We start from the raw sequence: 20,610 nt of genomic DNA, 5'->3' as shown, positions 1-20,610 counted from the left end.
AAGGCAATTATTTATAGTTTCCTTCAACACAAAGGGGCTGCGCGAAAAGTAAATACTTCTCGCGCAGTGCTTCGTTCGTGTATTAATTATCCGCTGCTGGCGGTGCTTCTGCGGTGGTCGAAATAGGAACGAATGCTAAAACCGTCACATCGTGTGACAACGCATTCATGACCAGCATCGTGCTGGCCTCCATCCTCGGCGCAAAGGGGGTGTCCCAGAATCACTTCTCGGACACCCCCTTTGTACGTTTCTCTTCTAACTATTCTATTTTCATTTTATCTTTTGCGTAGGAGACCAATTGCTTTTTATCAATCTTACCAACTACAGTTTTCGGGAGTTCTGATAAAAAATAAAATTGCTTTGGTACTTTATAATTTGCCAGACGCTCTTTACATGCCCATTTCAATGTTTGTTCAAGCTGTTTGGATGGCTGCTTCGATACAACAAATGCTACAACACACTCGCCCCACTTTTCATTCGGTACACCAATAACTGATACTTCATCGACGCCTTGCTCTGTAATTAGACATTCTTCAACTTCTTGAGGATAAACATTTTCTCCACCGGTAATAATCATTTCTTTTTTTCGACCGACGATACGAAAATCACCATCTTCGTCCACTTTTGCTAAATCACCTGTCTTTAACCAACCATTATGAAATGCTTTTTTTGTTTCTGCCTCGTTATTCCAATACTTTGAGAAAATATGACTTCCTTTTAAACAAAGCTCCCCAACCTCACCTTGAGCACATATTTCTCCCGCATCATTCATAATTTGTACGTCGTTAAACAACATCCCTTTACCAATTGCACCTTTTTTTAGCATAGCTACTTCTGCATCAATGACAAAATTATTTGGTCCAGCCTCTGTTAAGCCGTACCCCTCTTTAAATAACAATCCCTGTTTTTTAAAACGCTCATATATCGGTTTAGGACACGGTGCGCCACCAGACAAAAACACTTTTACCGTCGGGAAACTCGATTCCTTAAAATAAGTTGTATCTGTCATCAATTGGTACATCGTTGGTACAAATAGTGAAATCGTTGTTTTGTAGCCATCAAGCGCACGAACAGCACGCTCTGGATCAAATTTTTGACCGATTACAACTGTCCCCCCCGCAAGAAAAATCGGTAATGATAAGGCATTAATCCCACCAGTATGAAATAAAGGCATATAATTTAGTGTACAATCTTGGTCATTTATTCCCCAGCTAACAATCGTATTAATGGCATTAGCAGTTACCGCTTCATACGATAGTACAACGCCTTTCGATTTCCCTGTTGTTCCACCTGTGTAAATCATTAGCCAAGGTAATGTTGGCTCATCTCGCCATTCATAGGAGAAGGCTTGTACTGGTTCGCACTGCTCCACTCGAAAAGTACTCCCTGGCATTAGCAACTTGGCACGCACTTCATGAACACCATCACAAATCATTTGTACTGGTGTACAATCTTCCAGTACAATGCCTAGCTCCATATTCGATAATTTTGTATTCAACGGGACATAAATAAGCTCACTCATTCGACAAGCAAATAAAATAGCAAAACTTTGTATGGAATTTTCTAGTAATACCGCTATTCGATCCCCTTTTTGAAATGAATTGTGAGAAAACCATGTACTCCAACCGTTTGCGTACCGCATGAGCTGTTCATATGTCCACGTTTCACCCGTTTCAATTTGAATTAAAGCTTTCTTATTCGGTGTTTGGCGCGCTCGTTTGGCAATCCAAAAATCTAGTTGTTGCATAAGCCTTCCCGCCTTTTACATCATGATGCCACCATCTACGTGCAATACATGACCTGTAATATAATTTGATTCTTCCGATGCTAAAAATAAATAGGCATTTGCAATATCTTCAGGTTTCCCTAAACGTTGTAGGCTTGTAATTCCTTGCATTTGCTGCAATACCTTTTCTGGCATCTTTTCAACCATAGGCGTAGCGGTAAAACCTGGTGCTACTGCATTAACATTAATCCCTTTACGCCCAAGCTCCTTCGCCCAAGTTTTTGTCATCCCTATAATTGCGGCCTTTGTTGCTGCATAGTTGGTTTGACCAAAATTCCCGTAAACACCGCTTACCGAAGATGTACTTATAATTTTACCTGACCCTTGTGCAATCAGATATGGTGCTACAGATTGCGTACAATAATATACTCCATTTAAGTTGATTTGAATCACTTTATCAAAGTCTTCTTCGTTCATTTTTACAAGGGTTGCGTCACGCGTAATACCAGCATTATTGACTAAAATATCAATCTTTCCAAATCGCGCCACAACTTGTTGTACCATTTCCTGAACTTGCGCTAAAACGGAGACATCGACTGCGAAAAAGGCTACATTGTCTCCTAGTTCGGCTGCGACTTTTTCACCTAACGCTTGATCATAATCAACAATCGCTACTTTTGCCCCTTCTTCTAAAAACCGCTTCACAGCTGCATAGCCAATTCCACCTGCACCGCCTGTTATGATGGCTACTTTATTTTCTAACCGCATAATTTCAACCCCTTTTACAATAAAATAAATTGCTCAATTATTTCTTTCGTTTCATCTAAACAATCGATTAGCGGTGAATGCCCACAGTTTTGTAGTTTTTTTACTTGCGCTCGTCCCTCAAAATCTTCGATAATCTCATTTGTCATTGCCTCGATTACAACAAAATCTCGGTCACCATATAAAACTAAAGTCGGAACTTGAATGGTGCATACTTGATTTGTCCCCTTTGCTACTTCATTGTCAACTGCACTTATATTAAACGTATTTAATGCATGATACACGTCGGCTAAGTTACGTTGCGTCAGCATATCGTCTACATACTGTTCGTAGCGAGCTTCATCTGGTTGATTGTGCGTATAAATCACGCTATTCCAAACAAACTTTAAAGCGTCACGATTTTTTGTATCATACATTTGTTGCATTGGAATCGTTTTAACTTGGTCTTGTTCAATTTGCTCAATCGTCATGAAACGGTCTTTTAAGTTTGGTGTACCATCAGGATTTGAGCTATAAAACGGATAGCCGCGTGTCGAACCTGATGCAAAAAGCACGAGATTTTTACTGTAATTTGGATAGTCTGCACAAAACTGCATCGCTACATTACCACCTGTCGACCAACCAATTATTGTGAAATGATTCAGTTGTAACGCATCCACCCATAGCTTTATATCTTCACTAAAATCTTTAATTGACGTTATACGCTGATTGTAAGTCGATTCGCCAAATCCACGCATATCAACTGCATAGATTGTAAAGCGTTCATCCAGCGATTCCATCAATATATCCCAATGCTTTGAAGATGTCATATTACCATGAATTAGTACAACCACTTCATCGCCACCATCACGTTTGCGATAGGATAACGTTTCACCATTTGATAATGCTACCTTGTGTAAATTATCTAATTGATTCATACTTAAGCCCCCCATTTTATAGTAATTGCTCCCCATGCATAACCAATACCTGCACTTACTAAGGAAACGATGCTGCCTTGTTGAAGTGCTCCCGCTTCTCTAGCAAGATAGAGTGATAGTATTTGATCGATTTGACCAATATGGCCGTAATGCGATAAATAAATCGAATGCGCTCCCGTTAAACCAAGTTCTTCTAAGACATAATCATGCGCAGATTTTTTCATATGCAACATGGCCACATAACTCAAATCTCGCTCGCTATATCCACTTTTCTCTAAAGAACGTCGAATTACCTTTAAAAAGTTCTCAAGTGACTTTTGCTCTAATCGAAGTTTCATCCCTTCAGGATCTAACACATCTAAAATATATTCACCTTGTTGTAAATGCTCTGACGTTAATGGTTGTTTCGTTCCCCCGACAGGTACGACAACATCTTCCGAAAAAGAGCCATCTGTAATGAGTTCTGTTTCTAGTACTTCATGACCTCCAGCATTCCTTTGCAAAACCATCGCACCTGCACCTGCACCTAAATTAAACATAAAACGAGTTCGCTCATTTTTGTAATCTATAAAATCATGATTGCGATAACCACCAGCCAATAACACCGTACGAATTGATTCATCTGCCTGCATCAAGCTTTTAGCAACCTTCATCGCCATGATGGCAGTACCACATCTCAACTGCACATCAAATGCCCATGCATTAGCAGCACCAACTTCTTCTTGAATTTTTATTGCTGCTGTCCAAAGTGGATATTCTTTATGTTCCTCACCAATATAAATAATGACATCAATTTCTTTTGCATCTATTTGTGCTTCGAAAATGGCATCACGTGCAGCTTTAATACTCATTTCAACAGGATGATCATTTGGTCCAGCGACAACTTTTTCGATAATCCCCATCTTCGTTTCAACGACAATTTTAGGAATACCTGCAAGTTTTGAAATTTCTTCCCCTGTCATACGCCCTTCTGGTAAGTGCACACCAATCCCCGTAATTCCAATCATGGATGTCACTCCTTCTCTTCCACAAATTTTAAAGTTGCAGATTTACGACCTCTCTTCACACTCCACTCTTGATACTTCATATAAACCGTACCAACAATGCCTCGTGGGAAGAAAATCACTGCTAAAATGTATAAAATTCCGAAGAAAATAATCCATCGTTCGAAAATTGGATAATCCCTTGCAAGTCCTGATAAATAATGCTGTGCAAATTCAATGACACCCGCACCAATAATCGGTCCAATTAATGTTCCGACACCTCCGATTATCGTCATCATAAGTGCGTCCAACGTAATATCCATCGTCATTACACTTGTATTCACAAAACGTAATGACACAGCATACAAGGAACCAGCTAAACTTGCTACTGCACCCGCTACAACAGAAGCAATAATTTTATAACCGAGCGTTTTAAATCCTAAAGAGCGTGTACGCTGTTCATTTTCCCTAATTGCTACAAGTACCTTTCCAAATGGAGAAGAAACGAATCGTTTCAGTAAAATAAAGACGATTACTAAACAAATTAATACAAATAAATAGAAGTACAAACGCTCACGGAAAAATTCTGGTGCACGAAATGTAAATCCATCATTTCCTTTCGTTACCGTACGCCATTTCTCTGCAACGACTAAAAATAAACCCGAAATCGCCAACGTAAACATCGCATAAAAGTGATTTTTTAGGCGTAATGTAAGAGCGCCACTGACAATACTAATTAAACTCGAAAGCACAATACCTACCGCAATCGAAGCCATAAAACTCCCCAAAGTAGGGCCAAAATCACTTAGCATGATCGCTGTTGAATAAGCTCCTACCCCGAAAAACATCGCATGACCAAATGAAATAATTCCTGTATAGCCAAGTAAAATATCATAACTCATCGCTAAAATAGCGAAAATACAAAACTGCGTTAATAAAATCGTTAATGTTCTTGAGTCCATTGCTATCGGCAATACGATCATGACCCCGACTACAAGTGCATAAAATAAATTTGTTTTTGATAAAATTGACGGCTGTTTTATCATATGCTCACCCTTTCACTACCGAAAATAAGCCTTGTGGACGGAAAATTAAAACGATTGCCATTAAAATCATGTTCACTGCAACAGATAAAAATGGTACATAATAGGCCATAAAACTTCCTGCAAGACCAACTAATATCGCTGCCATTAATGAACCTTGAAAACTTCCCATTCCGCCAATTACAACGACAATGAAACCTAAAATTGCGTATTCCATTCCCATCTCGGCATACACAATTCCCGAATAAGGAGCCATCAGCATGCCCCCTAAAGCGGCAAGAGCTGCACCGCACATAAATACAAGTAGGAAGACACGTTTAATATTGATCCCTAATGCTTGTGTCATTTCCTTATTCATAACACCCGCACGTACAATTAACCCCACTTTTGTACGTTTTAAAATAAATTGCAAAATACCAAATAAAGCAAATCCCACAACAATAATAAATACACGGTACTTAATAATTGTTAATTCACCGATTTCCCAGCTTCCCGCTAAATAAGGCGGCACTTTTACTGGAACACCATTAGGACCAAATACAACCTTAATCATTTCTTGAAGCACCAGCATAAAACCTAATGTAATGAGAATTTGTTGCACGTGATTTCCATAAACCGGGGTAATAATGAGCTTTTCAGTAACAAAGCCAAGTACAAGACCTGTTAAAATGGCTGCAATAATTCCTACTACAAAACTTTCACTCCAAGCATAAGTGAAAACCCCTGTATAAGCGCCCCACACAAATAATCCGCCATGAGCAAAGTTCAATACATCCATTAAGCCAAAGATTAGCGTTAGCCCTGCTGCTAATAAGAAAATAAGCATCCCTGTTGCCAAACCATTGATTGTCAAACTTATAATTAACTCCATTGCCAACTCCTCCTTTAACCAATCCCTAAATATTTACGTTTCAATTGTTCGTCTTCAATCAACATTTCCATAGTACCGGATTGTACCGTTCGCCCATCATCAATCAGTGTATACGTATCACCGATTCGGCTTGCCATCATAAAGTTTTGCTCGACAAGTAAAATCGATGTGTGCTTTTTCATTTCTGTAATTGCTTCCATTACTTTTTCAATAACGATTGGCGCTAATCCCTTAGATGGCTCATCGATGAGTAATAGCTTGCTGTCATTCACGAATGCTCTGGCCATTGCCAGCATTTGTTTTTGACCACCCGATAAATTACCCCCATGCTTTTTCCAAAACTTTTTTAAGTCTGGGAAAAGTTCTAATATATAATCTTGCTTTTGCATAACGGATTCCGTTTCCTTACGAACAGCTACACGCATATTTTCCTCAACGGTTAATTCTGCAAATATCCCTTGATTCTCTGGGACATAACCGATTCCATGATTAGCGATTTCGTATGTTGCCATCTTTGAAATATCCTTGCCATCAAAGATAACCGAACCTTTCGCAGCTGGCGTTAATCCCATAATTGTACGAAGCGTTGTCGTTTTCCCTGCGCCATTTCTACCTAATAGTACCGATACCGCCCCGACCTTCGCCTCAAACGAAATGCCCTGTAAAATATGGTATTGCGAAATATAGGTTTCAACCTGTCCAAGCTTTAAAATATCATTCATACGCAAGTCCCCCTAAGTACGCTTGTTGCACCGTTTCATTGTCCATAATTTCTTTCGGTGTCCCATCTGCCAGCAATGTACCGTTAAATAACACCATAATTGAATCCGACAAATCGATAATCATATCCATTTTGTGTTCAATTAATAAAATTGTTTTGTCTCCGCGCTCTTTAATCGAACGAATCACCTCTAAAATGGCAGGTACTTCCTCTAAAGACATGCCAGCAGTTGGCTCATCTAATAGTAAAATCTCTGTATCTAATGCTAGTAACATCCCTATTTCTAGCTTGCGTTTTTCACCATGTGATAGTTGATTGGCTACTTGATGCATTTTGTCCGTTAAGAGCACTTGCTGTAAAATTTGCTCCGCTTCTGCTGTAATATTTTTGTATTGTAAAAAATGGCGGAACATATCAAAGCGAACTTTGCGTTTTGACTGTACTGCTAAACGTACATTTTCTAAGACAGTTAAATTAGGAAATACATTGGTAATTTGAAATGAACGACCAACCCCTAAGCGCGTTCGTTCAACAGAGGACTTTTTCTTTAATGACGCCCCTTTTAAAAGTACATCGCCTTCTGTAGGTTCGAGCTCCCCACTAATTAAGTTAAAAAAGGTCGTCTTCCCTGCACCATTAGGACCAATAATCGATTTGAAATGTTTAGCCGGCATTTCAAAATTCACACCGTCTACAGCCTTATGTTCACCGAATTTTATTGATAGATTCGTTGTCTTTAAAATAGCTTCCATCATCTCACTCCTTCTTGTTCTTCTTAACTACCTTCCGCTTATCAATTACGCCTCGGCGTAATTGCGTCCAGATTTTTTTCGAGCTTTCTCGAAAAACTCCTCTAAAAATCTGTGACATCCGCCGGGGGCTTCAACTTGATTCAGCCGGGGTTAGAACCCCCGCTGAATCAAGTTGAAGGTAGTTAAGAAGAACAGATGACACCCCTGTCATCTGTTCTCTTAAAGTGAAGCTTTGCTCGGTGAGGAATTTCCTCATCCCCCAACCGAGCATTAGCCTTCACCAAACGGGTTTTTAGGGACAAAGCAGATTAATTCATAATTGGTGGTTCTGTTTCTTCCGGTGATAACTCACGAATAAGCACAGGAATTGGATAATCGAACTCTGCTACTTTTTCTAATTTAATGGAATACATTGGTTGTAATGCTTGATGATCTTCTTTACGGAAGGTCATTGTGCCTTTTGGCGTTTCAAATGACATACCTTCCATTAACGGAATTAATGCATTCCCATCCGCATCTCCGCCTGATTTTTTCAGTGCCTCAACAATCGCAACAGCCGCTGAGAATCCACCAGGTGTGAATAAATCAGGAACTTCGCCATTAAAGCGCGCTTTGTGCTCTTTTACTAACCAATCATTGACATCATTATTTGGTAATGTATGGTGATAAACTGTGAATCCTTCCATTCCAATTAACGGCTCCATAAACTGAAGTGCGATAATATCCGGAGCACCTGTCGAAATTTTAATGCCCTTTTCTTGAAGTTTTAAATCTGCAATTTGATTCCACGGAGAGTTCGCTCCTGCCCAAACAACAAATAAAAAATCTGGTTTCGCTTCAATGATTTTTTGTAAATTCGACGTGAAATCGGTTGCTGCTGGGTCTGCATATTCTTCTAAAACAATTTCAGCCCCTAATTTTTCTGCTGCTGTTTTGAATGCAGATACCCCATCCAAACCAAATGAATAGTCTGGTGCGAATGTTGCAATTTTTACGCCTTCTCCCGCAATGGCTGCTGCCGCTGCATAGGCATCTTGTGAAGAGTTACGTGCTGTACGGAAAATATATGGATTAAATTCTGAACCTGTAATACTATCCGCAACCGCTGGCTCAACAATCATAATTTTTTCGTACTCTTCGGCTAACGGTAAAACAGCTAACGTATCACCTGAGCTTGAAGAACCTACTAAGAAATCAACTGCATCATCCTCTAATAGCTTCGTCGCTTTTTGAACTGCTACTTCTGGCTTTGTTTCTGTATCTTCCCAAACAACCTCAATTTTGCGCCCTTCAACTTCCATCGTGCCTCCTGTTGCATACTCTAGGCCCAGTTCAAAACCATTCTTCGTTTGCTTGCCGTACGATTCAAGCGCACCTGTTAATGAAGCAAGAACACCTACTTTAATTGGGTCACTTGAAACAACTTCTTCTTTACCGCTTTCACCTTGTACGCCTGAATCTGTACTCGTTGAAGCGCTTTCATTTGAGTCGTTATTACACGCAACTAATAAAAACATAGATAATACCGCAAAAACTAACCATAAATGCTTTTTCATTAACTGTCCCTCCTAGCATTAATTTCAGCATGAATTCCTGCTTTAGCATACTTTACCAATGCCTAGTTACAAATTAGTTACAAAAAAAAACATCCCTTAAGTTTAAGTAACTTAAGGGATGCTTCTTACATTTTTAAAATAAGGTCATATAGTTGCTCGGTCGTTTCCATTGGAGGTAGCTCATATTGTTCATCTAATACTTTTACGCATTCGTCATAAATTTTTAACGCTTCTCTTCGATTCCCTAGATAATAATGAGCTAAAATCAGTAAACGATATGCTTCTTCATAGCCATCATCAATTGTTCGCATTCGATTCGCATAGTAAATTACATCTGTAAAACTTTGTAATCTTACATAGTTTTGAGCTAAACGTTCCATTACTTTTATTGCTTGCTCTTCGTAATAAACCCGTAAAGTGTTCACCCAATCCCGATCAATATCTGAGCAAAATGGAGAGTCAACAAAGCGTATCGCTAGCTTTAACCATTCATTCGAAATTTTAGGTATGGACTCGTCAAACCCTTTTTGCATATAGTACTCAAATAATGCTACGTCACTTTGAATCCAAGCCGTATCTAGCTTGTAAAGATGCTGTCGTCGAATAATAAAATGACTTTCTTCGCGAGCTGAGCGATTTGGCTCTAGTGTTTTTAACATAGCATTATAGACTACTTTAAAGTCCCTTACCATTGCTTCTTCATCATAATTCCAAATCACTTCGCATAACTGTTGTTTGGTAACAAATTGGTCCCGACAACTGTACAGATATAAAAACAATTCTTTTGCTTTCATTCTTTTCCATTCTTTATCATGAACCACCTGTTGCTCTCGTTGAATCGATACGGGTCCAAATAACGTTAAATGTAGTTGCGTATTGGGAACGTTTTCTGCTGCCATCATTACAAAAAGCTCATGTTGCTTTTCTAGACGTTGCGCTAATCGTATAAATAACAAGGACCTTTGTGGACCAAATAAAGTGCGCCTTTTAATAAAGTAAGGATACTTTTCCGAGCAAAGATTCCAATACACTTCATAATCCTGAATTGCCTGTGTTCGTCGACCTAATTGTTCATTACAAACAGCTAACCAAAACGAACAAATCATTTGGCCATAGCTGTCTTCGCTGCATGTATAATAAGCAAGTGCTTGTTTCGCAGTCTCAATCGCCTCTTCATAATGCTCGTTTTCTACTAAAACTTTCGTTAAAGCTGTTAGTAGTAGCGCTGACATCCAGTAATCCTGCACTTTTTCTGTTTCTCTCAAACCCATTTGGGCATAACGTTTCGCTTCATTTACATTGTCTCTATGAAATAATACAAGACCCATATAGCATTCTGCTTTTACACGCTTCACGTGAATTTGCCCCATTAATTCTAATGTTTCGTCTAAACACTGCTTTGCTAAGGTCAAATCTTTCACATCCATATTTAATAGCGCGAGACCTTTTCTCAGCTTTATTATCGCAAGTGTGAATGGCATATCAACTAATTGTTCCTTCTCACTTTCAATAATACGGGCATAGGCTTGCTCATTTTCGCCCATTAAAACATCAATGAGTACAAGCAATAAATCCGTTGTTCGATGTGCCTCTTCCCAGCGAAATTGCTTCACTACACGTTGTTGTAAAATTTCCTTTGCTTGTTCCAGTTGCCCCTGACGTAAGTACATGCGCGCATCAATATTATTTAAGCTCAACTTCAAATTTTGCCCATTACTCCATCGTTGTGCTTCTCCTGCCCGCCCTAAATTAATCAAGTTTTCCGTATAATAGCTGTTAATTTGCTGACTTTCTTCCTCACTTACGTCTACTTGCATTAATAATTCGATTGTTTGCTGTAAGTGGTGTTCAGCAAAAACTGGCTGTAATGTATCCAAATAAATATTGGCTAAGCCAAACTGGGCACGCATCATATATAATAGATCCTGCTCAGACTGTGCTTTGTGGAAGCACTCCATATAGGCATTTTTCGCCTTTTCATATTGCGCTCGGTAACGCTGGCTCTCACCTTCATAAAACAGCAATTGATAGTTTTTTTCATCCTGGGACAAATCTTTTAACCGATCAAGTAAATAATCAAATTGTCCTGCTTCAATAAACTGTTGCGAAAACTGTAATAAGTGTGTTGCATAATACGTTTTATTTTTAAGTTGGGCAGCATGTGAAACGGCTTGTATTCCTTGCTGATGACTTGCATAATAATTTGCAGCTTCTTCATGATATTGCTCAAAAAGTGCCGGAGCATGTTCTTGTAATCTTTGCTGTAAAAAATGCTGGAATAATGCATGGAAGCGATACTTTGTACCACCTGCTAATGGAATGACAAAGGCTAAATTTTTCAGATTATCCTGCAAGCCCTTTACCCAATCAGCCCCATATAACTCGGTCAATTCTTCTAGCGAGATTACTTGATGAATGCCTACTTTCAACAAGTCCTGCTGAAATTGTTCATCCAATTTTTCAAATACTTCTGCTGATAAATAAGCAAAAAAATTCACAACGTTCCCTTGTGCAATATCTACTAATTTTTGAGGACTATATTTTGCTTGATATGCAAGTAACATAACCGCCATCGCCCAGCCCTCAGTCATTTGCATAACAAATTCACATTCTTTGTCCGAGACCTTGCGTTCAAAATAAGTCTCGAATAAAAATTGCACATCATCTTCGGAAAATACAAATTCATGCTCAAAGCACTCAATGAGCTGATTGTTCATTCTTAAATGAAGTAAGCAACTCCATTCAGGCATTTTACGCGAGGCCACTATTAAATGATGTTGCCGTGGTAAATATTGAAGCAACTGATTCATTACATAATTAATAGAAAAAACATGCGATACATGATGATAATCGTCTAACACCATAATGAACGGTATTGTAATTTTATGAAACTCGTTTACTAGTTGTTTTGAAAGCTGAAGTAATTCTTCTACATTATGAAATTTTATGTTCAAATCCCATCCTTTTAAATTTTCTCCAAATGACGGGAAATTTTGTTGAACACTATAAATAAAGTGCCTTAAAAAAGGGAAAATCGAATCATCATCCGAAGTAATTTGATACCACGCACAGGATGTATTGCTATCTTGGATAAACTGGCTAATAAGTGATGTTTTTCCGTAACCTGCGCTACTATGCAAAATTGTACATTTCGCTTGATGCCAACCTGTAAGTTTCTTCATTAAATTTGCTTTTCTTAAATAGTAATTAGTTGGTGTTGGAGGAATTAACTTAGATACAAAAACATGTTGCTCCATGCGACCATCCCCTACATTTCATTTATTGAACAATATCTTAACACAAAACAGAATATTATTTCATATTATTAGATAATTTTACTTTAATAGAAATTTCACCCAGTATTTTTTCTACGTAATCACCTTCATCAGCACGCTTTTTCTTTCATCATGATTTTGTATAGCCAGTAAATATATATGCAATGTCACCCGAATAATTTATCGAAGGCGATAATTTCTTCTATTTATGTGGCGAAAAGCTACTTTGTTCCACTCAATTTATGTATGAAAATATGTATGAAAACGCTTTATTAAATATTTTTTTATGCAAAATGTAACCGTAACCAATAGGATAAAACGTTTATGTAAAACGTTTTCATGAACCATCATTCAAAAAAATCTTTACGATTTTTGACTTTACTTAATTTTCTGACTATTGTATAGTTATTAAAAGGAGCTGATATGATATGACAAACTACACATACTTAACAACGGATGAAAATGATGTATCTTACTTATTCGAAGACAACGACGATTTCTTCGATTTAGACAGCTTTGATGACAACGATATTTAAGGAGCAAACACACGACATGAGGTCTAGTAAATCGATAAAGGATGTGGCGAAAAAATAAATCTCGCCACATCCTTTATTATTTCACGTATTGAACAAGCCAGCTGTCGCCATCTTTTTTCATTGTTCGCCCAACAAATCCTGCTTTTAATAATTGTTGTTGCTCTTCTGTTTCATCCATCGCGACGAACTTTTCTTCTTGCCATAGAGCATTTTCCTTGCCCACTAAATCCTTCATAAACACATAGCGTAATTTCCCACCGTATTTATATTTCAAGGCTGCTACATGCATCCCTTGCGAAAATTTATCCTTTAAGCTCGCAATATTGCCCGGCATCACGGTTGCACAAACAACTGTAAATTTCGATAAATCGATTTGCTGCATAATGACATCCGCCATCGTTCGTTGTAAACCAAACCCTCGATAATCTGGGTGAACATTCGAAATTTCCTGATACAGCACCTTTTTTAACTCGGCTTCTGTCGTTAAGCCAATATCATAGCCTAAATGCTCGTCATCCAGTTCAGGCTGAAGTAAGGCACGGAATGCGATTAATTTCCCTTCGACAAATACCCCAATCATTACACCATTACCACGTAAAATAAAGCCTAACTCGCCTACATCAAGCGGCTGCAAGATGGCCTTATTTTCAAGCGCATCCACCACTTCGAATTGCAGCTTCATCAATTGCGGAATATGTGCTTCCGTTAATACATGGACTTCATATACAGCTTGCACTAAATATCCTGTAGCAATCATTTACTGCACCACATATTGCTCACGCGTTAATTCGGCTAAAATCGCTTCATCAACATCGACACCCAGACCTGGACGCTCAGTTAACTCGATAAACGGCACATCATAATGAAGATTCCCGATATCTTTTGAGAATTTTAATGGTCCGGTTAACTCCACACTTGTGAATGATTTATTCGAAAATGCCACATGGAAACCAGCAGCGGAGCCGACTGACGATTCAACCATCGAACCGATTTGACATTCCATACCAGCCATTTCTGCCATATGAGCTAATTTCATGGCTGGATAAATGCCACCACATTTCATTAGCTTAATGTTAACTTTATCGGCTGCACGTTTGGCGATAATTTCTCGCATTTCACGTACGCCTCGTAAGCCTTCATCAATCATTACTGGAATGGATGTTTTTGCTTTAATTTCAACCATGCCGTCAATGTCATCAGCGCGCACTGGTTGTTCTAGCCAGTCAATATTTAATTTTTCTAGCTCACGCACCGCCTGCATTGTTGTCGAACTATTCACCCAACCTTGGTTCACGTCGACACGAATTGCAATTGCATCTCCCACTTGCGCGCGTACTGCTTGAATACGTGCAACATCACTTGCCACATCACGGCCAACCTTCATTTTAAATGAGTTGTAGCCCATTTTTACACGTTCAGCTGCTTCATCAGCCATTTTTTCAGGTGTACCAATACTTAATACGTGCGTAATTGGGAATTTTTCGTGATAACGTCCGCCTGTTAATTGATATGCCGGTACGCCTAGCTTTTTACCGACTACATCAAAGCATGCAATATCAATTGCTGCCTTTGCTGCTGGAGCACTATAAATTAAGGCATCCATTTTGGCATGAATTTGCTCAAAATTCATCGGGTTTTCACCGATCATAGCAGGCGCTAACGTATGCTTTAATACTGCATATGTACCTTCTAATGATTCACCTGTTACATGTTCGTCTGGAACTGCCTCGCCCCATCCAACTAAGCCACATTCTGTCGTCATTTTCACAATAATTGACGGCATATTTGGATAGGTGCCGTAACTAACGATAAATGGCTCTATTAATGGTAATTCGATATTAAAAAGTTCAATTGATTGGATTTTTAACATGGTGTTGCCTCCTATAATTACTGTGGGCGCTCAATCGTGAATTGCTCTCCGATTTTTGCATAGTCATTGCCCGCCAAACGGCTAATCGCCGCTAATGCCTCAGGATCAATTTTTCCGTCCTCGTAAATGGCATCTTCTATATGATAGTACAATACTTTGCCGATGATAAGGTCACAGCCGGCATTATTTTCGTCGCCACCAAGCTCTAATACCGTTTCTAGCTCACATTCAAAGCGAACTTTCGATTCTTTTACACCTGGTACGGCAATTTTTGTACTTTCCACTAATGTAAATTGTGCGCGCTCCACTTCACTTTCATGTGGGGGCATATTTGCAGCCGTTTCATTCACTTGCTCAACATTGTCTGGATCAACAATATGCACTACAAATTGACCGTTTTGTTTGATATTGCGTGCTGTGTCCTTCATTTGTCCAGCTTTTCGCTGAATACTCACCGAAATCATCGGGGGATTTGACGATACAATATTAAAAAAACTAAATGGCGCAGCATTCACTATGCCACCTTCTGACATTGATGTTATGAAGGCAATTGGTCTTGGAATAATCGAGCCAATCAAAAATTTATAATTTTCACGTTCTGTTAGTTGTTTCGGATCTAATTGTTTCATCTTACCAACCTCATTTCTTATTACTATTTTGACTTTAGAGAACTGACTAACAAACGTCAATTTTTTTCTTTTTTCCTCCTTTTTCTCGAAAGCATATTTATTCAATAGATAAATCCAGTGTTGTTTACATTAAAAAACCAATTTAAATCCAGTTAAAAATCCCAAAAATCAACCAATTCAACTGTTTCTAACTACAAAATAATTTCTACAAAAAGTAAATTTATTTATCGAAACTTCAAAAATACTCTTTTTATCAAACTGTTATAAACAGTTTCACCTTTTAAAAAAACATTTCATTTTCTATGGCTATTTTTTTGTGGATTATCGTTAAAAACGTTGATTTACCAATGCATAATAATATTCAGCATTCATTTTTATGTGTATTAGTAACTGTTATATTATTAAAACAATAGTATTTAAACATGCAGTTTTTTTGTTGTTATTTTAGAATTTATAAGTAAAACTAAGCTATTTTAATTATTTAAGTACAATTTAATTTATTTTTTTATATTTTTTATTATTATTTCAAAAACTCTTATCCTCGATTTTTATTTTATCGAAAAATGTTCAGAAACGTTGAAAACAAAGGGTTTATCCATAAGGAAAACCCGTAATACCTACAACGTAAAGTACAATTTTTACTCTCCAAAAAAGATATTTATGTTTTTTCGACATAATTTATTTTTCAAATTTCACTTGCCTAACATAATAAAATGATGTTAAGTTATTGCCATGGAAAGTCATCATTTCGACACAACTACTTCAGGTAGAAATTATCGTACAAAACGATAAATAAAACGCATTAGGGGGAATTCCATGAAAAAGAATCGCTGGTTGATTGCTGCATCAGCAATTTCTATTCATTTATCAATCGGTGGAGCATATGCATACAGTGTGTATAAAAATCCAATTGCTACAGAGCTTGGATGGGATGCTTCACAAATTACAATTGCTTTCACAATCATGATGGGGTTAGCCGGATTTTCCGCGGCATTATTTGGTGGGATCGTAGAAAAATTAGGGCCTCGCAAAGCTGCCATGGTTGCGGCTGTTTTATTCGGACTTGGTCAAGCTGGTGCTGGAGTTGCCATTCTTTCAGACTCTGTTGTCCTTTATTGGCTAACATACGGATTATTAAGCGGTCTCGGGATGGGGATTGGTTATATTTCTCCAGTATCAACGCTCGTAAAATGGTTCCCAAATCGTCGCGGTTTAGCGACAGGGATGGCTGTTCTAGGATTTGGTTCAGGTTCGTTAATTACTGCACCGGTTGCTGTTAGCTTAATGGCTTCTATTGGTATTTCCAATACCTATTTTGTATTGGGGATTAGCTACTTCACTTTAATGATGCTAGGTGCCTTATATATTGCCCCACCAAAACCGGGTGATGTAGAAGAAGCAACTGCTTCAGGTAAAGTAAAAACAACAGAAATCGCGCAAATGTCAGCTCGTGAAGCAGTAAAAACAAAGCAGTTTTGGATGCTTTGGTCAATGCATTTAATTAATGTAACTTCTGGTTTAATGATGATTTCAGTTGCCTCACCAATGGCACAAGAAATCGTAGGCCTTTCAGTCGCAGCTGCGGCAACAATGGTTGGGTTAATGGGCTTATTTAACGGTGGTGGTCGCTTAATTTGGGCGGCAGCTTCAGATTATTTTGGGCGTCAAAATGTATTTGTTATCTTCTTTGTCATTCAGTTAATCGCGTTCATTACATTACCATTCACAACAAACGTTCTATTATTCCAACTATTTATTTTCTTAGTTGTTAGTTGCTATGGTGGTGGATTCTCAAACTTACCAGCCTTTGCGTCAGATTTATTTGGTACAAAACAACTTGGTGTTATCCACGGGTACTTACTAACTACTTGGTCATTAGGCGGGATTTTTGGTCCAATTATTGTATCAACGATTCATGAAGCAGCGAATAGCTACGAACCAGTGTTTTATGTATTCAGTGTTTTAATCGCTATTTCATTCGGTATTTCATTATTACTACGTTCTGATGTTAACAAAATGAAAAAACAGCGTGCAAAAGAACAAACACAACAAGTGGGAGAAAGCAAACCTGCACATTCATAAGGGTTTAGAGACAAGCTACGTTAAGGGGACGTAGCTTGCCTTTTTCATTCGTGTTACACTAACTGTAATTATTGTTTAGTGAGGGATGAATTTGCTTTACAAACTCCTATTATTTGTACACGTCGTAAGTGCGGTCGTTGCAACCGGTCCGCTATTTGCGATTTTCCCATTATTAAGTCGCATGAAAAAAGCACCTGAAGCTGAAGCATTGAGCTATGTAAATGCCTTACAAGGTATTTTGCGTGCTGTTGCACACGGTGGGCATTATGTCGTACCAACAGGACTGATGCTCATTCATTTTAGTGGTTGGTCATGGGGAAGTTCGTGGTTAATCGTGACTTATATTGCGATGACGGCATCTCTTTATTTTATGGCAAGCGCATTTAAACCCGCAAGGAACTTTGCAAAAAGTGCCGACTTTTCAAAAGATACATATATTCATATGGTCAAAGTGGCAACATGGAAATATATCGCACTCATGTGCTTTTTCATTTGGCTTATGACATCGAAACCTAACTTTTGGTGAAAAGTTAGGTTTTTTCTCTTTTATACATTAAATCTTTCTATTATTACCAAATTCAATAATGCTATAATTCGTTAAAGAGGATTGTTTGATAAGGGGGAATTTTCATGAATCGACAACATATGGGGGTCATTGTTGGCGGAATTTTGTTTTTGGTGGTGGCGATGGGCATTAGCCGATTTGCTCTTACACCTTTGTTGCCATTTATGCGCATAGATGAAAATTTATCATTTGCACAAGGTGGCTGGCTTGCATCGAGTAATTATGTAGGTTACTTTATCGGGGCACTTGGAGCTGCCTTTATTTACCGCGCTAAAAAGAATTTTCTACTATTAAATGTAGTAATCAATGTAACATCAATTATTTTAATGGGGTTCATTGATTCTTACATAATTTGGATTGTATTACGATTAATTATGGGGCTCACAAGCGGCTTTATTTTTGTTTTGACATCTAGCATTGTAATGGATTATTTAGCTACACACTTACTGACACGTTGGAGTGGTTATGTATTTAGTGGTATTGGCTTTGGGATTGCGCTTTCTGGTTTACTTGTACCGTTTTTTGAAGCACGTGTCCAGTGGCAAGGCTCATGGATCGGGCTTGGTATGATATCAGCAATCTTTTTGGTGACAACGGTATTTTTATGGCGACGTTTGACTGTGCCAAACCAAGCATCCCTTCCTAAAGGTGAGCAAACATCCATTTGGTATGGCTTTATGCCGTGGCTCATTATCGCTTATGGTTTAGAGGGACTTGGCTACATCATTACAGGGACGTTTTTAGTCGATATCATTTACAATATTGAGGCGTTACGTAGCTTTGCGGGCTATAGTTGGGTTGTTGTTGGTATTGCGGCTATCCCATCCGCTCCAGTTTGGATGCACTTAATGTCGCGCTTTTCGACCATTTCAATGATGGCACTTGCCTATGCAATGCAAATTATCGGTATTTTACTGCCTGTATTGTCGCAAACTGCTTGGAGTGTACTTTTATCGGCATTTTTATACGGCTTTACATTCGTTGGGCTTGTCACAATGTCCACTGGCTATGCACGTCAGCTTTACCCTCAGCAAAGCGGTTACGTAGTATCGATGTTAACGACATTTTACGCACTCGGTCAAATTGTTGGACCTGTCATTGCAGGCCGACTTGAAACGTATTATGTAACCTTTAAGGCTCCGTTACTTTTTGCAGGTGGAACTGTAACCGTTGCCCTTATTATTTTAATTATTGGCTATTATTATAGTAAGAAAAAGTCTGTACCGATAGCGCAAGAGTTGTACAATTAAAATCAATTGCGCTTCGGCGTAATTGCGTCCAGATTGTTTTCAAGTTCACTTGAAAAACTCCTCTAAAAAATCTGTGACATCCGCCGGGGCTTAACTTGATTCAGTGGGGGTTCACCCCCCACTGAATCAAGTTAAGACTATAGTGGAGCTATACACTACGTCGATTACTGGAGGGTACATACATTATGGAAGAAAACTACTATTCAATCGGTGAAGTTGCCAAGCTGACAAATATTTCGATTCAGACACTACGCTATTACGACCAAATCGATTTATTTAAGCCATCTTATGTCGATGCGGAAACTAATTATCGCTATTATAAAGATTCTCAAATTTACTATTTAGATATCATTAAATCACTGAAATATATAGGCGTCTCACTAGATGAAATTAAAGCAGCACAACAGTTTACACCTGATGAATTGCTTGCATTTTTACAGCGGCAGGAACAAGTAATAGAACAGCGCATGAGCCGCCTACATGAGATTCAGCAAACGCTCTATAAAACGAAAAAACAAATGCAAGAACAGCTCGAGATCGATGTATTGGATACCGTGTACATTAAATTTGAGGAAACTTCGCGTATATTAACCATCCAAACGAAGGGACTCACGGTTTCTGATATACCAAATGTGTACTATAGTTCTCTAATTAAGACGTTAGAAACCGAAAACAGCTTTTTAAGTAGTCGTTACGGCTGTATTTATCCGTATAAGCAGTACCATGATGTAGATACGTTATTTTATAGCCATATTTTTACGCCACTGCTTACAGATCGGTATATTACACATTTAACAAGCGATATGGATGTACAGATGATTCCAGCTGGTCGTTATGTATGTATCGCCTTTATCTTTACGCGTGAGGCGTATTTAACACAATATGACAAGCTCTACAATTATATTGAGAGCGAGCAGTTACAAATTATGCCTACCGTCTATGAAATTTTTATGCCACTTAATTATTCACCAAATGAAGAGGACAAATTTATCGTTGAATTAAAGGTACAGCTTGCCTAACAATTTTTACAATAATTTAATGCTGTTTCATTGACTCTATAGTAACTATA

The 20,610-nt window shown here is 38.3% G+C and carries 17 protein-coding genes; 4 read left to right on the top strand and 13 right to left on the bottom strand.

Going from position 1 to position 20,610, the window contains the following annotated elements; genetic code table 11:
- Positions 1–259: 259 nt before the first annotated feature.
- From O7776_RS01370 to O7776_RS01310, 13 genes are all read right to left on the bottom strand, one after another.
- On the bottom strand, positions 260–1,747 hold the full coding sequence (locus tag O7776_RS01370) for a class I adenylate-forming enzyme family protein (protein WP_274308875.1): 1,488 nt from the start codon (positions 1,745–1,747) through the stop codon (positions 260–262).
- Between the two features lie 15 nt (positions 1,748–1,762).
- The gene (locus tag O7776_RS01365) at positions 1,763–2,494 is read right to left on the bottom strand and encodes a glucose 1-dehydrogenase (RefSeq protein ID WP_274308874.1); all 732 of its coding nucleotides are present in this window, start codon (positions 2,492–2,494) and stop codon (positions 1,763–1,765) included.
- 14 nt (positions 2,495–2,508) lie between these two features.
- Positions 2,509–3,408: an intracellular short-chain-length polyhydroxyalkanoate depolymerase gene (gene phaZ / locus O7776_RS01360; RefSeq protein ID WP_274308873.1), complete on the bottom strand. Its 900-nt coding sequence runs from the start codon at positions 3,406–3,408 to the stop codon at positions 2,509–2,511.
- Between the two features lie 2 nt (positions 3,409–3,410).
- Positions 3,411–4,415, bottom strand: coding sequence for a 3-oxoacyl-ACP synthase (locus O7776_RS01355; protein ID WP_274308872.1), 1,005 nt, complete (start codon positions 4,413–4,415; stop codon positions 3,411–3,413).
- A gap of 5 nt (positions 4,416–4,420) precedes the next feature.
- On the bottom strand, positions 4,421–5,437 hold the full coding sequence (locus tag O7776_RS01350) for a branched-chain amino acid ABC transporter permease (protein ID WP_274308871.1): 1,017 nt from the start codon (positions 5,435–5,437) through the stop codon (positions 4,421–4,423).
- A 4-nt stretch (positions 5,438–5,441) separates the two neighbouring features.
- The gene (locus O7776_RS01345) at positions 5,442–6,305 is read right to left on the bottom strand and encodes a branched-chain amino acid ABC transporter permease (protein ID WP_274308870.1); all 864 of its coding nucleotides are present in this window, start codon (positions 6,303–6,305) and stop codon (positions 5,442–5,444) included.
- A gap of 14 nt (positions 6,306–6,319) precedes the next feature.
- On the bottom strand, positions 6,320–7,027 hold the full coding sequence (locus O7776_RS01340; protein WP_274308869.1) for an ABC transporter ATP-binding protein: 708 nt from the start codon (positions 7,025–7,027) through the stop codon (positions 6,320–6,322).
- Positions 7,020–7,778, bottom strand: coding sequence for an ABC transporter ATP-binding protein (locus tag O7776_RS01335; RefSeq protein ID WP_274308868.1), 759 nt, complete (start codon positions 7,776–7,778; stop codon positions 7,020–7,022). Before O7776_RS01335 ends, O7776_RS01340 begins: the two co-directional genes overlap by 8 nt.
- 308 nt (positions 7,779–8,086) lie before the next feature.
- On the bottom strand, positions 8,087–9,334 hold the full coding sequence (locus tag O7776_RS01330) for a substrate-binding domain-containing protein (protein ID WP_274308867.1): 1,248 nt from the start codon (positions 9,332–9,334) through the stop codon (positions 8,087–8,089).
- 125 nt (positions 9,335–9,459) lie between these two features.
- Positions 9,460–12,591 (bottom strand): AfsR/SARP family transcriptional regulator, encoded by a 3,132-nt coding sequence (locus O7776_RS01325; RefSeq protein WP_274308866.1) that lies wholly within the window; start codon positions 12,589–12,591, stop codon positions 9,460–9,462.
- A gap of 630 nt (positions 12,592–13,221) precedes the next feature.
- Positions 13,222–13,902: a GNAT family N-acetyltransferase gene (locus tag O7776_RS01320; RefSeq protein WP_274308865.1), complete on the bottom strand. Its 681-nt coding sequence runs from the start codon at positions 13,900–13,902 to the stop codon at positions 13,222–13,224.
- Entirely contained in the window at positions 13,903–15,015 is a 1,113-nt protein-coding gene (locus O7776_RS01315; protein WP_274308864.1) for a mandelate racemase/muconate lactonizing enzyme family protein, read from the bottom strand.
- Between the two features lie 17 nt (positions 15,016–15,032).
- A complete protein-coding gene (locus tag O7776_RS01310; protein WP_274308863.1) occupies positions 15,033–15,644 on the bottom strand; it encodes a flavin reductase family protein in 612 nt (203 codons plus the stop codon).
- Positions 15,645–16,460: 816 nt separating this feature from the next.
- On the opposite strand from O7776_RS01310, the gene O7776_RS01305 reads away from it, so the two are divergent.
- From O7776_RS01305 to O7776_RS01290, 4 genes are all read left to right on the top strand, one after another.
- Complete coding sequence (locus tag O7776_RS01305) at positions 16,461–17,726, top strand: L-lactate MFS transporter (protein WP_274308862.1); 1,266 nt, start codon at positions 16,461–16,463, stop codon at positions 17,724–17,726.
- 91 nt (positions 17,727–17,817) lie between these two features.
- Positions 17,818–18,252: a DUF2269 family protein gene (locus tag O7776_RS01300; RefSeq protein ID WP_274308861.1), complete on the top strand. Its 435-nt coding sequence runs from the start codon at positions 17,818–17,820 to the stop codon at positions 18,250–18,252.
- Positions 18,253–18,356: 104 nt separating this feature from the next.
- Positions 18,357–19,541, top strand: coding sequence for a YbfB/YjiJ family MFS transporter (locus tag O7776_RS01295; protein WP_274308860.1), 1,185 nt, complete (start codon positions 18,357–18,359; stop codon positions 19,539–19,541).
- 185 nt (positions 19,542–19,726) lie between these two features.
- Entirely contained in the window at positions 19,727–20,560 is an 834-nt protein-coding gene (locus tag O7776_RS01290; protein ID WP_274308859.1) for a MerR family transcriptional regulator, read from the top strand.
- The last annotated feature ends 50 nt before the right edge of the window (positions 20,561–20,610 follow it).

The sequence above is a fragment of the Solibacillus daqui genome (genome assembly GCF_028747805.1).
Taxonomy (GTDB): Bacteria; Bacillota; Bacilli; order Bacillales_A; family Planococcaceae; genus Solibacillus; species Solibacillus daqui.
The sequence above is the reverse complement of the archived record's forward strand: the minus strand, read 5'-3'. Positions and strand labels throughout refer to the sequence as shown.